9 protein-coding genes, 1 pseudogene and 1 riboswitch are annotated in these 14,536 nt (G+C 38.3%); all 10 genes and pseudogenes read left to right on the top strand.

The annotated features are described in order from the left end of the window. Positions 1 to 395 precede the first annotated feature (395 nt). Positions 396 to 1,502 (top strand): ROK family transcriptional regulator, encoded by a 1,107-nt coding sequence (locus tag GMB86_RS07470; RefSeq protein ID WP_196220156.1) that lies wholly within the window; start codon positions 396 to 398, stop codon positions 1,500 to 1,502. Continuing rightward, the gene (locus tag GMB86_RS07465) at positions 1,492 to 2,856 is read left to right on the top strand and encodes an APC family permease (protein ID WP_230459039.1); all 1,365 of its coding nucleotides are present in this window, start codon (positions 1,492 to 1,494) and stop codon (positions 2,854 to 2,856) included. The genes GMB86_RS07470 and GMB86_RS07465 overlap by 11 nt, the downstream gene beginning before the upstream one ends. A 170-nt stretch (positions 2,857 to 3,026) precedes the next feature. After that, positions 3,027 to 3,923 carry an ROK family protein gene (locus GMB86_RS07460; RefSeq protein ID WP_155218281.1) on the top strand — a complete coding sequence of 299 codons (897 nt, stop codon included), beginning with the start codon at positions 3,027 to 3,029 and terminating at the stop codon, positions 3,921 to 3,923. A gap of 535 nt (positions 3,924 to 4,458) precedes the next feature. Beyond that, positions 4,459 to 5,931: a nicotinate phosphoribosyltransferase gene (locus GMB86_RS07455; protein ID WP_155218279.1), complete on the top strand. Its 1,473-nt coding sequence runs from the start codon at positions 4,459 to 4,461 to the stop codon at positions 5,929 to 5,931. Between the two features lie 255 nt (positions 5,932 to 6,186). Further along, a riboswitch (purine riboswitch) is annotated at positions 6,187 to 6,288 on the top strand. Positions 6,289 to 6,453: 165 nt separating this feature from the next. Then, on the top strand, positions 6,454 to 7,653 hold the full coding sequence (locus GMB86_RS07450) for a nucleoside transporter C-terminal domain-containing protein (protein WP_155218277.1): 1,200 nt from the start codon (positions 6,454 to 6,456) through the stop codon (positions 7,651 to 7,653). Positions 7,654 to 7,917: 264 nt separating this feature from the next. Then, the gene (gene nirB, locus GMB86_RS07445) at positions 7,918 to 10,332 is read left to right on the top strand and encodes a nitrite reductase large subunit NirB (protein ID WP_155218276.1); all 2,415 of its coding nucleotides are present in this window, start codon (positions 7,918 to 7,920) and stop codon (positions 10,330 to 10,332) included. Between the two features lie 6 nt (positions 10,333 to 10,338). Beyond that, positions 10,339 to 10,722: a nitrite reductase small subunit NirD gene (nirD, locus tag GMB86_RS07440; protein ID WP_329602807.1), complete on the top strand. Its 384-nt coding sequence runs from the start codon at positions 10,339 to 10,341 to the stop codon at positions 10,720 to 10,722. 37 nt (positions 10,723 to 10,759) lie between these two features. Further along, positions 10,760 to 11,536 (top strand): uroporphyrinogen-III C-methyltransferase, encoded by a 777-nt coding sequence (cobA, locus tag GMB86_RS07435; protein WP_155218275.1) that lies wholly within the window; start codon positions 10,760 to 10,762, stop codon positions 11,534 to 11,536. 153 nt (positions 11,537 to 11,689) lie between these two features. Further along, positions 11,690 to 12,910 (top strand): nitrate/nitrite transporter, encoded by a 1,221-nt coding sequence (locus GMB86_RS07430; RefSeq protein WP_155218271.1) that lies wholly within the window; start codon positions 11,690 to 11,692, stop codon positions 12,908 to 12,910. A gap of 186 nt (positions 12,911 to 13,096) precedes the next feature. Beyond that, positions 13,097 to 14,524: pseudogene (locus tag GMB86_RS15745) on the top strand (FAD-dependent oxidoreductase); the annotation flags it as partial. Positions 14,525 to 14,536 lie beyond the last annotated feature (12 nt).

Raw genomic sequence — 14,536 nt, 5'->3', positions numbered from 1 at the left:
CGCAATAAATCCGAAAGTGGCGCAATAAATCCGAAAGTGGCGCAATAAATCCGAAAGAAGCTCAATAAATCCAAAAAAGCCGATTAATAATCTAATGTATTAACATTATGTAAACTAAGTAACTGCACCCTATTAAAAAATTATGTAAACAAATCCACATAACTCCACCCGATTAAACAAACGTTGACAAGTGATTTAGTGAACTTTATCAAAAGAGGAAATCCGGGTCACCATTTTTTGTTATATAATGTCGCTTGAACAAAAACCATGTCATATTTTCTTACATAAATATTGAAATGAAACAGTTTTATCTTTAATATTTAAAACAATTAATAATTAGTTTGTACAAAAATCGAACAAACTTAATACAAACAAAACGGAGAGGAGGAGATGATTTGCAACTGATCCATTTCCCATATACCAAAAGTAACAACCGACTGCTTGTTCTAGACTATATTAGAAGAAATGAAAATTGTAGTCGTGCAGAAATAGCTAAGGCATTTGGCTTTAGTCGATCAACGGTTTCACTACTTGTTGAAAAATTACTCCAGAATAATATGGTGAAAGAGATGGGTTTAGGTGCATCGACAGCTGAGGGAGGAAGAAAAGGAACAAATTTGGCGTTTAATTATCAGTCCTATTCTGTCATTGGTGTAGATGTAACCAATTCAAGTGTTTTATGTGTTCTGACAGACTTGGCTGGACAAGTCCTTAAAAAAGTAAGTTTGCCTCCAGTATTAGATGTCTCTTTATGTGCCCAAAAAATAGTGAATTTTTATCAAGAATGTAATCACAATGAATCTCCAATTCTAGGTATCGGTGTGTCTGTACCTTCTATTGTAGATCACACTAAATCAATTGTTATTGATGCCCCTTCCTTAGGATGGAAAAGTGTTAACTTTAAAGCCGAGCTTAAAAAATATATACCAATTCCTATTTTCATTAACAATGACGTTGACAGTGCCGCGTTAGGTGAGCATTGGATAGGTAAAGGCGCGTCGACGGACCACTTCTTTTATCTATCCATTGGAACAGGTATTGGATCGGCTATTATTTCTGATGGAAGACTAGTTCCTGGTTTTCAGTACTCTGCCGGTGAAATTGGCTACTTTGTTGATAAAGAAGATCTAGATCATGATAACACCTATAAATTTGGAAAATTCGGAAGTTTTGAGCATAAAGTGATTCATCTTTTACAAGAATACAAAGAAAAGAGAAGTCTAGAGAAGGATTTAGTCATAGACGTATCCATTGCACTCGCCAATGTTATAAGCTTGTTAAATCCTGAACGAGTGATAATAGGAGGGCAAAAATCAAATCAGCTGATGGAAATTATGGATAGCATTAGAACGTATATTAAACGTTTTTCTCCACTTCAAACAACAATTGAAAAAGCAAGTTTGAATCATAAAGCTAGTAGTATTGGGGTTATATCTTATGTTATTGAAAAAAGTTTTTATCATATTTTAGTTGAAAAAGGAGGAATTCCAATTGGCAAATAAAGGATTTAATCGTTCGATAGGTTTAATGCAGGCTACCTCCATGAACATGTCTCAAATGATGGGAGCAGGTCCTTTCATTACCATGCCGATCATTTTAGCAACAGTGGGAGGACCCCAGGCGATGTTCGGCTGGATCGTTGGAGCTCTGCTCGCAATTCTCGATGGACTCGTTTGGAGTGAACTTGGCGCTGCTATGCCTGGCGAGGGTGGTTCTTACATCTATTTACGTGAAGCTTTTAAATATCGTACAGGGAAATTAATGCCTTTTTTATTTACATGGTCAACCATTATTGCTACTCCGATGATTATGTCGACGGGTGCAATAGGTATGGCAAACTACTTGGTTTACTTTTTTCCAAGTCTATCACCACTTGGCATAAAATTATCGGCTGTGGCCATTACACTGATAACGATAGCCATTCTTTATAGAAAAATTGGATCGATCGCTAAGATTACAGTTGTCTTATGGGCAGGGATGATCCTAACGGTTTGTCTCATTTTAATCGGAGGATTTTCACATTTTAATCCAAGCATGGCATTTGATTTTCCAAAAGATGCGTTTGCTCCAGGTCAATTTTTTATCGGACTCGGTGCGGGAATGCTAATTTCGATCTATGATTATTTAGGATATTATACGGTGTGCTATTTAGGTGGCGAAGTGAAAAATCCTGGTCGAACCATTCCACGAGCAGTTATCCTATCAGTCATCTTAGTTTCACTGATTGATTTAAGTATGAACATTAGTGTTATCGGTGTTCTACCGTGGCAGGAGGGCATGAAGAGTCATAACATCATGACTGAATTTATGCAAAGAATTTGGGGAGAGCCGGGAGCTGTCATTATAACGATTCTTATTCTTTGGACATGTTTCGCATCTCTTTTCACAGGATTACTTGGAGCGTCACGGTTACCCTATCAAGCCGCAGCCGATGGATTGTTCTTTAAACCTTTTGCTAAGCTTCATAAAAAACACAATTTCCCGCATTATTCACTCATTATTATGGGATGTATCATGATCATCTGTTGCTTCTTTGATTTAGGCCAAATCATCAATGCGTTAATGGCCGTGACCATTGTGGTACAATTTATGGGACAAATTATAGCTCTTAGTATATTAAGAAGAAGAAAACCAGACATGAAGAGACCTTTCAAACAGTGGCTTTATCCAATACCAAGTATACTAGCTTTTATTGGCTGGGCATTTGTCTTCTATTCTTCAGGCTGGCAAGCCATCCGTCTTTCCATTGTTTGGACGCTATTGGGATTAATCGTTTACGTGATTTGGGCTAGAAAAAATAACGAATGGCCTTTTAGAAAAGTTGAATATGAGGTAGAAAAAGTATCGATAAAGTGAAACTTCCATCAGTGGGGGTTTTCTTCATCCCCCACTGATGGTTAGCTGAACCAATCGGACCTTTACGGGCAGTTGATCCCCCACCTATCTTCTTTGACTACTCAGAATCTTGACTTGGGGTCTTTACTTGCCGTTAAGGCGGGATAAAATAACAGAAAGTGAGTTTTAACATGAAAAAAGAAATTTTACTTGCCTTTGATTTTGGCGGAACAAAAGTGGCCATTGCTGTCGCTGATCAAAGCAAAAAAATACTTATACGAAAAGAAATTGTATCAGCGGGAAGAGACGGCAAGGAAGTGTTAAAGGAAGCCATCGACATCGCATTTGAAATGATACAAACAGCAGATGGTCAATTAACAGGGATCGGCATCTCAACCATTGGTGTCGTTTCCGGTGATTATGTGAAGCTTGCTTCCAACATTATTGGTTGGGAGGACATCAATATTCAGAGGAACCTGCAGGATGCCTTTGGTGATGTAACGATTCGAATAGAAAATGATGTTAAAACCGCGACGATAGCGGAATTAAAAAGTGGTAATTTAGAAAATACCTCTTATGGGTTGTACATCAATCTAGGGACAGGGATTTCGGCGGGTTATACGATCGGAGATAAAGTGGTCAGAGGTGCAAATGGAGCTGCAGGGGAAATTGCCTATTTACTCAAAAACCGAAAAGAGGATAAAGGTTTTAAGCAAGAAAGAGCGCCATTTGAGGCTTTTTCAAGTGGCATTGGCATCGCTATGAGGTTGAAAGAAAAAACGGGACTTTTTAAACAAACAAAAGAGTGGTTTGAGGAATATAACAAAGATTCACTCGTGACAAATGTCATAGATGAAGCATTACAAGAAATAGGCGCACAAGTTGCGAATCTCGCCATCGCTTGGAATCCTGAAAAGGTGGTTATCGGTGGTGGTATGGTGCGAAATAAAGACATGATTTTTCCAATCATCAAGCAATACCTCGAGAGATTTGTACCTTTTGTACCATCAATAGAAGAAGCTCATTTTTCTCATGATGCCAGTTTAATAGGGGCAATCGAAATAGCGATGAAAGAGTATACGCCTTAACGTCATTTTAAATAATTTAGTAAAATATGAAAAAATGTAAGTTTTATCCACATTGCTTGAATTTAGAAATAAAGGCTTGTTTTATTATAATTTTTTAACTAAAGACCCACAAATATTGAGTAGGTCTTTAGGTCGCTTTGACTATATACAGTAAAACAAGAGATAACATTCTTATTTCCACAATTACGGTCTCTAATAACTAATAAAGTGATCGTTTAAATGACTTTTTGTAAGGAAGTGAGGGTATTGATAAAGAAAAAGGGGGATTAAAAGGCTTGTAGTTTCCATTGTATCTACATCAATATTGGGGATTTCGACAATTACAGACCAAAAATTATAATAATTAGAATATTGTGTCGTATTATGCGCTTGCCTAGGAAATAATTTTAAATAGAGTTGGAAATCAATTATTTCAGTAGTCTCTTTTGAAAACAATGCCTTTGTTAAGGTAGGGCCGTTTAAAAAACCTGTATAAAGACAATCCTAGTAAAAATACCGTTCGATCATTATAAACATACGATATGGGAGGGATAAGATGAATCACAAGTATACGGATGATGGACTTGCCCTGCATACCGACTTATATGCCATTAATATGGCTGAAACCTATTGGGGGGATGATCTTCAAAATCGGAAAGCGGTTTTTGAAGTATTCTTTCGAAAGATGCCTTTCGGACATGGTTTTGCTGTCTTTGCCGGTTTAGAGAAAGTCATCGATTACCTCAGCCAATTTAAATTTTCCGAAAGTGATATAACGTATCTCAGAGAGGAACTTGGGTATCAAGAAGATTTTTTATCGTACCTCCGTGAACTCCGTTTTACGGGAACCGTAAGATCAATGAGGGAGGGAGAGTTGGTCTTTGCCAATGAACCCCTACTTCGCATCGAAGCTCCCTTACCAGAAGCGCAACTTATTGAGACAGCCATCCTAAATATCATAAATTACCAGACCCTTATCGCGACAAAAGCGGCACGGATTAAAGGTGTTCTAGGCGAAGAGGGAATAGCCATGGAATTTGGCGCACGTAGAGCACAAGAAATGGACGCTGCGATTTGGGGGGCCAGGGCCGCTTACATAGGTGGATTTGAAGCTACATCGAATGTTAGAGCTGGAAAGATATTTGGTATACCTGTCGCGGGAACCCATGCGCATGCTATGGTCCAAGCTTATCAAGATGAATATCTTGCTTTTAAAAAATACGCCGAACGGCATAAAGAGTGCACGTTTCTTGTTGATACCTATGACACATTAAAATCGGGTGTTCCGAATGCAATTAAAGTGGCGAAGGAAAAAGGAGATAAGATTCACTTTAAAGCGATAAGACTTGATAGCGGAGATTTAGCTTATCTTTCAAAAGAAGCAAGAAAAATGTTGGATGAAGCCGGTTTTAAAAATACTAAAATTGTGGCATCAAGTGATTTAGATGAAGATACAATTATGAACTTGAAAGCACAAGGTGCTCAAATTGATCAGTGGGGAATTGGAACAAAGTTAATTACGGCTTTTGATCAACCTGCGCTCGGGGCCGTTTATAAGCTAGTTTCCATCGAAAATGATCAAGGCGTAATGGAGGATACTATTAAAATAAGTGGTAATCCGGAAAAGGTCACAACGCCTGGATTGAAAAAGGTGTACCGAATACTTAACCGTGTTAGCCATAAATCGGAAGGCGATTATATCTCAATGGAAAATGAAGATCCGGAAAAAGAAAGTCCTTTAAAAATGTTCCATCCCGTACACACTTATATTAGTAAAACGATTACGAATTTTGAAGCACAAGAGCTGCATACGACGATTTTCGAAAACGGAAATCTGGTGTATGAACCTCCACAGGTTCAAGACATTCAAGCGTTTGCAAAAGAGAATTTGAACGTCCTTTGGGAAGAGTATAAGCGGACGCGATCACCAGAAGACTACCCGGTTGATCTAAGTGTAACCTGTTGGGAAAATAAAATGGACAAAATTCATGAAGTGAAGGAAAAAGTAGAGCGGGAAATAGGAAAGTAAAAAAAGAGACGTCATATTTTTATCCCGCCTTAACGGCAAGTAAAGACCCCCACTCGGGGAGTCTGAGTATTCAAAGAAGATAGGTGGGGGATCAACTGCCCGTAAAGGTCCGATTGGTTCAGGCTTTCCATCAGTGGGGGATGAAAAAAACCCCCACTGATGGAAGTTTCACTTTATCACTAGTCTGACAACTCTTTCTAGTATGAATCCTTATGATTCGGTTGATCTATTCGACAAAAGACGTTAAAATGTGAGTCTAATTCAATAACGTGCTCTTGTATAATATCAGTAATAAGGACTGATAGTCTCTACCTAGTAACCGCAAATCACTAGCCTACAAGAAAGTTTGAAGATATAAGATGACCAAAACATCTGTTTATTTTGTGTGATCCTATGCTACCCTTCTTTTTCTTTCTGTTAAAAGGTGGAAAAAGAGGGGTTTTTTATGGTTGCTTTGATTATTGAGAAATAGGAGATACCTAATTGAATTAAAATCATAACAACATCTAGGAGTTGGCTATCATGTATTTTATGATTAATTTATTAGGAGTTTTCGTTGTCATGGCGATCATTTTTCTCTGCTCGCCAAATAAAAAAGAAGTAAAATGGCGACCGATTCTTGTTCTTTTTGGAGTCGAGTTACTGATGACTTGGTTCATGCTAGAAACAAAAGTCGGTGGGTTTATTATAAATAAGATCGCGTCCTTTTTTACGTGGCTCACTTTGTGTGCAAGTCAAGGTATAGCGTTTGCCTTTCCATCCGTGATGAAGCAACCACAAATTGATTTTTTCTTTAGTGCGCTGCTTCCCATTATTTTTGTCGTCACATTCTTTGATATTCTATCTTATTTTGGTATATTACCATGGATTATTGATAAAGTTGGCTGGCTCATATCGAAGGTTTCTCGATTGCCAAAATTGGAAAGTTTCTTTTCCATTCAGATGATGTTTTTAGGGAATACCGAAGCCTTAGCGGTTATTCGTAATCAGTTACTTACATTAAATGATAGAAGGTTATTAACATTTGGTATTATGAGTATGAGCAGTGTCAGTGGTTCGATTCTTGGGGCTTATTTATCGATGGTGCCGCCAACTTATGTCTTCTGTGCGATTCCATTAAACTGTTTAAATGCCTTAATTATCGCCAATGTATTAAATCCCGTTCATATTAACAAAGAAGACGATATCATCTATAATCCTGCTAAAAAAGATAAGAATGACTTTTTCTCAACGATTTCCAATAGCATGTTGGTAGGCATGAATATGGTCATTGTTATTCTAGCGATGGTGATTGGTTATGTTGCCTTGACGGCTAGTTTAAATGGATTTTTCGGTTTGTTCGCAGAAGGCTTGACCATTCAAAAAATCTTCTCCTACATGTTTAGCCCATTTGCCTTTTTATTAGGTTTGAATGGACACGATACGATGTATGTGGCTCAACTGATGGGAATTAAATTAGCTACCAATGAGTTTATTGCCATGATGGATTTGAAATCGCACTTAACGATATTAAATCGGCATACCATTGCCGTCGCCACGGTGTTCCTCACGTCGTTTGCGAACTTCAGTACGATTGGGATGATCTACGGAACCTATAATTCCATTTTCCAAAAAGATCCCGAGAAAGCAGTCGTGATTGGAAAGAACGTCTGGAAGTTATTGGTGAGTGGGATGGCCGTATCTTTACTAAGTGCCATGCTCGTTGGCTTGTTTGTATGGTAATAAATATAGGCATCACAGTCTTTTAAAGGCTGTGGTGTTTTTTTTATGCATGGCGACTTTAAGTTCCTTTATACAGGATGAAAGTTTTATACAAACCACAGAAACCATTAAGGTATGTACCCAAAGGCGGTATGTAAACATTCAAAACAATAAATGATAGATTTCCTTACATTTGGGGTTGAATTTATCAATTTTAACATGTAGAATAGATACATGTTTAAATATTCGACAATTTCAACTATTTATTAAATTTGGAGGGATTAGATGCCGCGACAAAAATTAGTGCTCGTTGGTAATGGAATGGCTGGTATTCATTGTCTTGAAGATATATTAAAAATAGCTCCTGATCAGTTTGACATAACAGTATTTGGCGATGAACCTTATCCTAATTACAATCGGATTCAACTATCTAAAGTATTGCAAGGGGATACTGAACTTGAGGATATTACTTTGAATAGCTGGGATTGGTATGAAAAAAATGACATTCGGCTATATCCAGGTGAAACGGTCATCGAGATTGATCAAGACAAACATCTGGTGAAAACAGATAAAAATAGAATAACTCCTTATGATAAATTAATTTTGGCGACTGGTTCTAATCCTTTTGTTCTACCCTTGCCTGGAGCGGACAAAAAAGGTGTGATCACCTTCCGAAATATCAAGGATTGTCTGGAAATAATTGAGTATTCAAAAAGTGGCAAAGATGCTGTGGTCATTGGAGGCGGCTTACTTGGGCTTGAATCGGCCCGTGGTCTTTTGAATTTAGGTCTTAATGTAAAGGTTGTTCATATTAGTGAGTACCTAATGAATAGACAATTGGATAAAACAGCTTCACATTTGTTACAACTTCAATTAGAAAAGCAAGGGATGGAATTTCTGCTAAATAAGCGAACAGTTGAGATTACAGGTAATGAATATGTTAATGGATTGAAATTTAGCGATGGTGATGAACTGAAAGCCGATTTAGTCATTATGGCTGTAGGTATCCGTCCAAATATTAAATTAGCAGAAGAAAATGGGATTCCCACTCATAGAGGGATTATTGTCAATGATTTCATGGAAACGAAAATACCAGATATCTATGCTGTTGGAGAATGTGTAGAGCATCGGGAACGTTGTTATGGATTGGTCGCTCCGCTTTATCAGCAAGGGAAGGTCCTGGCCCACCATCTTTGTGGAGAAAAAACAGCTGGTTATGCAGGCTCGATAGATTCAGCAAAACTGAAAGTATCTGGAGTGGATGTTTTCTCTGCTGGTCAAATTCATGAACTAGAGAATACGAAAACGATTAAATCTTATGATGGTTGGGGTATGACATATAAAAAGATTTTGGTTGAAAATGGAAAAATAAAAGGTGCCATTTTATTTGGAGATACAAATGAAAGTGCACACTTATCGAGTTTAATTAATAAACAGGCTGATGTAGAAGACTATTTGAATAAGGAAAAGGAAAAGAATTCAGAAACGAGTATCGTTGGTAGTTTGCAAGATGATGAGATTATATGCGGATGTAATGGTGTAGACAAGGGAACGATCGTTCAAGCCATTAATGAAAAAGGGTTAACAACGGTGGATCAAGTCAAAGCATGTACAAATGCATCTCGGTCATGCGGAACATGTAAATCAATGGTTGCTGATTTGTTAAAATTGACGATCGGCGATAAGTTTGATTCCACTAAGAAAGAAGAGCCCGTATGCGACTGTACAACGATGACGCGAGACGAAGTGGTTTCAGCCATTCGTACAATGGGATTGACAAATGTTCGAGAAGTCATGAATGTTTTAGACTGGGAAAATAAAGAGGGTTGTTCAAAATGTCGACCAGCTATAAATTACTATTTGAATATGGTCAATCCTATTCATTATGCAGATGATCAAGAGTCTAGGTTTGTTAATGAACGTATGCATGCCAATATTCAAATGAATGGGACCTATTCTGTTGTCCCAAGAATGTACGGTGGTGTGACAAATTCGGATGAACTTCGAAAAATTGCTGATATTGCAGATAAATATCACGTGCCAATGATCAAACTGACAGGTGGACAACGCATTGATTTACTTGGCGTTGATAAAGAAGATCTTCCAAAAATGTGGAAGGATCTAAATATGCGTTCTGGTTTTGCGTATGGCAAATCTGTACGTACGGTTAAAACCTGTGTAGGTGAAAAATTCTGTCGCTTCGGTACTCAAGATTCCATCGGTATGGGAATTAAATTAGAGAAAAAATTTGAAGGATTAAATACACCCCATAAAGTGAAAATGGGTGTCTCCGCTTGTCCGCGAAGTTGCGCAGAATCGGGAATCAAAGACGTTGGTGTAATCGGCGTTCAAGGGGGATGGGAAATCTACGTTGGAGGAAATGGAGGTACAAAATTAAGAACAGCGGACCTTCTATGTAAAGTTAAAGAAAGCGAAGAAGTTCTTGAGTATGCGGGAGCCTTTCTCCAATATTATCGAGAAAATGCGAAATACTTGGAAAGAACGTCAGCGTGGATTGAACGTGTCGGTATCGAACATGTCCGTGACGTCCTATCGAATAAGGAGATACGAGATCAGTTAAATCAACGCATGGATGAAGCCTTATCACCAATCGAAGATCCATGGGCATCTGTTTTAGCTAACGAGGAAACACAGAAACAACTTTATCAAAAAGTTCATGTTGGAGGAAATGAAAAGTAAAAAGGAGTGGAAAACGTGGGGAAGAATGTCTTTGTTACAAAATATAGTGAGTTACCTGTAAATTTAGGGAAAACAGTGCTTGTTGGGGAAAAAAGTATTGCTCTATTTAAACTTTCTACTGGAAAAGTCTATGCAATTGAAAACCGTTGTCCTCATCGCGAAGGCGTTCTTGCTGAAGGAATGATTAGCGGAGAGTATGTTTTTTGTCCCATGCATAATTGGAAAATAGGTATTGTAGATGGAGTTGTTCAGGCGCCAGATGAAGGCTGTGTTAGTACATTCCCAGTGAAAATACAAAATGATGACATTTTTATTGTTATCGACGATTTAGATAATCCTTCGATTAAAAATCCGGATCGGTGCGTTTATAATGAATCTTTTAATAAGTAAGAATCTGTTCAAACAATAGATAAAGGAGAGGGAAAGAATGGGAAAGGTATACCTCGTTGGAGCCGGTCCAGGTGATCCGACCCTTATCACCGTGAAAGGACTTCGTTTAATTCAGTCAGCAGATGTTATCATGTATGATCGCCTTGTCAATAAAGACTTGCTATCAGAAGCCAAACCTTCAGCCAAACTATTCTATTGTGGAAAATTTCCACATGCGCACCCGTTAAAACAAGAAGCTATTAATCAGTTACTTGTGACTTTTGCTCAAAAGCATCAAACGGTTGTACGGTTGAAAGGAGGAGATCCCTTTATCTTTGGAAGGGGAGGTGAGGAAGCGGAATATTTAGCTGAGAATGCTGTGCATTTTGAAATCGTTCCGGGTATTACGGCAGGTATCGCTGCCCCAGCTTATGCAGGAATTCCGGTCACTCATCGAAATATAGCAAGTTCGATTGCTTTTATTACTGCGCATTGCAAATCAGGTGGCAAAGAAATGATTGACTGGCAGAAACTAGCCACGGGTGTAGACACGCTAGCCATATATATGGGTGTGTCAACACTGCCACATATTGTTTCAAATCTCATGACCCATGGTAGAAAACCAACAACACCTATTGCGCTAATTGAGTGGGGAACGACGGAAAGACAACGCACGATAACAGCTACGTTAGAAGATGTCATTGATGAAGCGAAAAAACATCAAATTGTTAATCCAGCGATGATTGTTGTCGGTGAAGTTGTCAGGTTCAGAGATAAATTACAATGGTTTAGGGATAACCAAAGCCCAGTTGCACTAGATGAGGTCGGTGTTTAGAGGCGTTAGATGTTCTTTGTAATCATGGATCTCGTGTGGACTGATCGTTTACAGGTAAAGTTAACACGGAAGCAGCATGAAAAAACTTTCTATCTCTACATTACACCATAAAAAGTCATAATATTATATATTTTCGGAAAGCTGGTGGTTATTATGAAATTAGCAGATTTGAAAAATAAAGGACACTTACCGTCTCTCATTGCTTCACTACTGTATTTTGATGTGAGTTTCATGATTTGGGTTATTTTAGGCGCGCTTGGAGCCTTTATTGTTCAGGACTTTGGATTATCACCTGCTCAGATGGGTTTAATTGTTGCACTTCCTGCGTTAGGTGGTTCAATTTTTCGAATTGCTATGGGGATTTTATGTGACCTCATTGGACCGAGAAAAACAGCCATTGGCGGTATGTTAATTTCGGTTATCCCTCTTCTTTGGGGATGGCTATTTGGTCATCAATTTGGTGAGCTAGTTTGTATAGGGATTTTATTAGGTGTAGCTGGCGGGAGTTTTACAGCATCTTTACCATTAGCCAGTCGCTGGTACCCTCCACAATTACAAGGATTAGTGATGGGAATCGCTGGAGCCGGAAATAGCGGAACGGTTTTTGCTACGTTGTTTGCACCCCGTTTAGCTGAAAAATTTGGTTGGCACAATGTTCTCGGGTTCGCCATTATCCCTTTGCTTTTAATATTTATTGCTTACATTTTTATGGCAAAAGATGCGCCATCACAACCTAAACCTAAGCCAATAAAAGATTATTTTAAACTTTTCAAAGTGAAAGACGCATGGATTTTTTGTATCCTTTATGCTGTCACTTTCGGGGGATACGTCGGTCTAACGAGTTTCTTAAGCGCATTTTTTGTTTCACAGTATGGATTACCAAAAGTCAGTGCTGGGGATTCGGTGACTCTTTGTGTGTTAGTAGGTAGTATTTCCCGTCCACTTGGCGGATTTATTGCTGATCGATTTGGTGGAACAAATGTCCTTAAGTTTGTTTTTGCTGGATTAGCATTATCCATGTTTGGTGCAAGTTTTCTGCCCACATATTATGCCATGATGTTCTTTTTAATAATTGTTATGATATGTCTTGGTATGGGAAATGGTGCTGTTTTTCAGATTGTCCCTCAACGCTTTGGTCAAGAGATCGGAACCATTACTGGAATTGTTGGAGCAGCAGGAGGAATAGGGGGCTTCTTTGTACCCACTCTGTTAGGAACACTGAAACAGGCAACAGGTACATATACAACAGGATTCCTTTGTTTTGCTATCGCTGGCCTTATCGTTTTGGGTGTTTTACTATTAGCTATCTATTCATGGAGAAAATCATGGATGAAGAACGGTCAACAGGACGACCAAACGATCAATGTCAGCTAAAGATTAAGGATTTTTCTAGAAAAAGAATAAAAGTGAAACTTCCATCAGTGGGGGTTCTTAATCCCCCACTGATGGTTAGCTGAACCAATCGGACCTTTACAGGCAGTTGATCCCCCAACCTATCTTCTTTGAATACACAGAATCTTGAGGTGGGGGTCTTTACTTGCCGTTAAGGCGTGATAAATCATGAAATCGGATGTAGTCATCTTTTTGTTGGGAGTGAAGAATTTGGATAAGAAAAGATTAGTGCTTATTGGAAATGGGATGGCGGGTGTATCCTGTATCGAGCATATATTAAAAATATCACAGGAGAAATTTGAGATCACGATTTTTGGTGATGAGCCTTATCCGAATTATAATCGTATTCAATTATCCAATGTATTATCAGGTGATGTGAATTTAGATAACATTTTTCTCAACAGCTGGGATTGGTATCGGAAAAATAACATGACCTTATGTACAGGACATCCCATCACGTTTATAGATAAAAAGAATCAAATGATTTACACTGACGAAATGGCGCCTACAAAATATGATCAATTAATCATCGCTACAGGCTCTCGTCCATATATCCTTCCTATTCCAGGAGTTGATAAAGAAGGCGTTATGGGATATCGGAATATTAATGATTGTAAATACTTAATTAATACCTCTAAGATTTATAAAAAAGTGGTTGTGATTGGCGGTGGCTTACTTGGCCTAGAGGCTGCAAGAGGGTTAGTTAATCGATCTATGGATGTAACGGTTGTTCATAGATCGAATTATTTAATGAACCGACAGTTAGACCATACAGCAAGCAAATTATTAGAAGAAGAACTAAAATCACAAGGATTAAATTTTGTAATGAATAAAGAAACCGAAGAAATTATCGGTGATGAACGTGTTCGCAAAGTACGTTTCAAGGATGGAACGGAACTTGACGCGGACCTTGTGATCATGGCCGTTGGTATACGTCCCAATGTTTCACTTGCCGAGAAAAGTGGAGTGGCAGTGAATCGAGGCATCGTCGTGAATGACTTTCTAGAATCAAATGTACCCAATATTTATGCGATTGGGGAATGTGCAGAGCACCGTGGTTCTTTATATGGATTAGTGGCTCCATCATATGAGCAAGGGGCTGTTTTAGCAAAACATTTATGCGGCGTTGAAACTGAACCTTATACAGGCTCTTTTCTTGCTACTAAGTTAAAAGTATCTGGAGTTCATGTTTTTTCGGTCGGGGAATTTATAGATCGTCCGGGAACAAAAGCATTTTGTCTAGAAGATAAAAGTAAAGGCATATACAAGAAAGTTTTATGCGAGAGAGGAACAGTGATTGGTGCTGTTCTTTTTGGGGATATCAGTGATGGTCCACGGTTAGCAAAAATGGTTCGTGAAAGAAGTAAAATTCAAGACGGGCATTCTCCATTTGAGTCTTCATTAAATAACGTAAATAATCACCAATCTAGCGTATTAAATCTATCAGACGATGAATTTATCTGTGATTGTAACCAGGTCACAAAAGGAACGATCGTACAAGCCATTCATGAACAAAAACTAGATACCGTTGAACAGGTAAAAACGTGTACAAAAGCATCACGAACATGTGGAAGTTGTGAAAATTATGTTGAAGCACTGTTACAAGAA

Source organism: Terrilactibacillus tamarindi (assembly GCF_009718825.1).
GTDB classification, from domain to species: Bacteria; Bacillota; Bacilli; order Bacillales; family Sporolactobacillaceae; genus Terrilactibacillus; species Terrilactibacillus tamarindi.
This window is presented reverse-complemented; position numbering and strand designations above follow the sequence as displayed.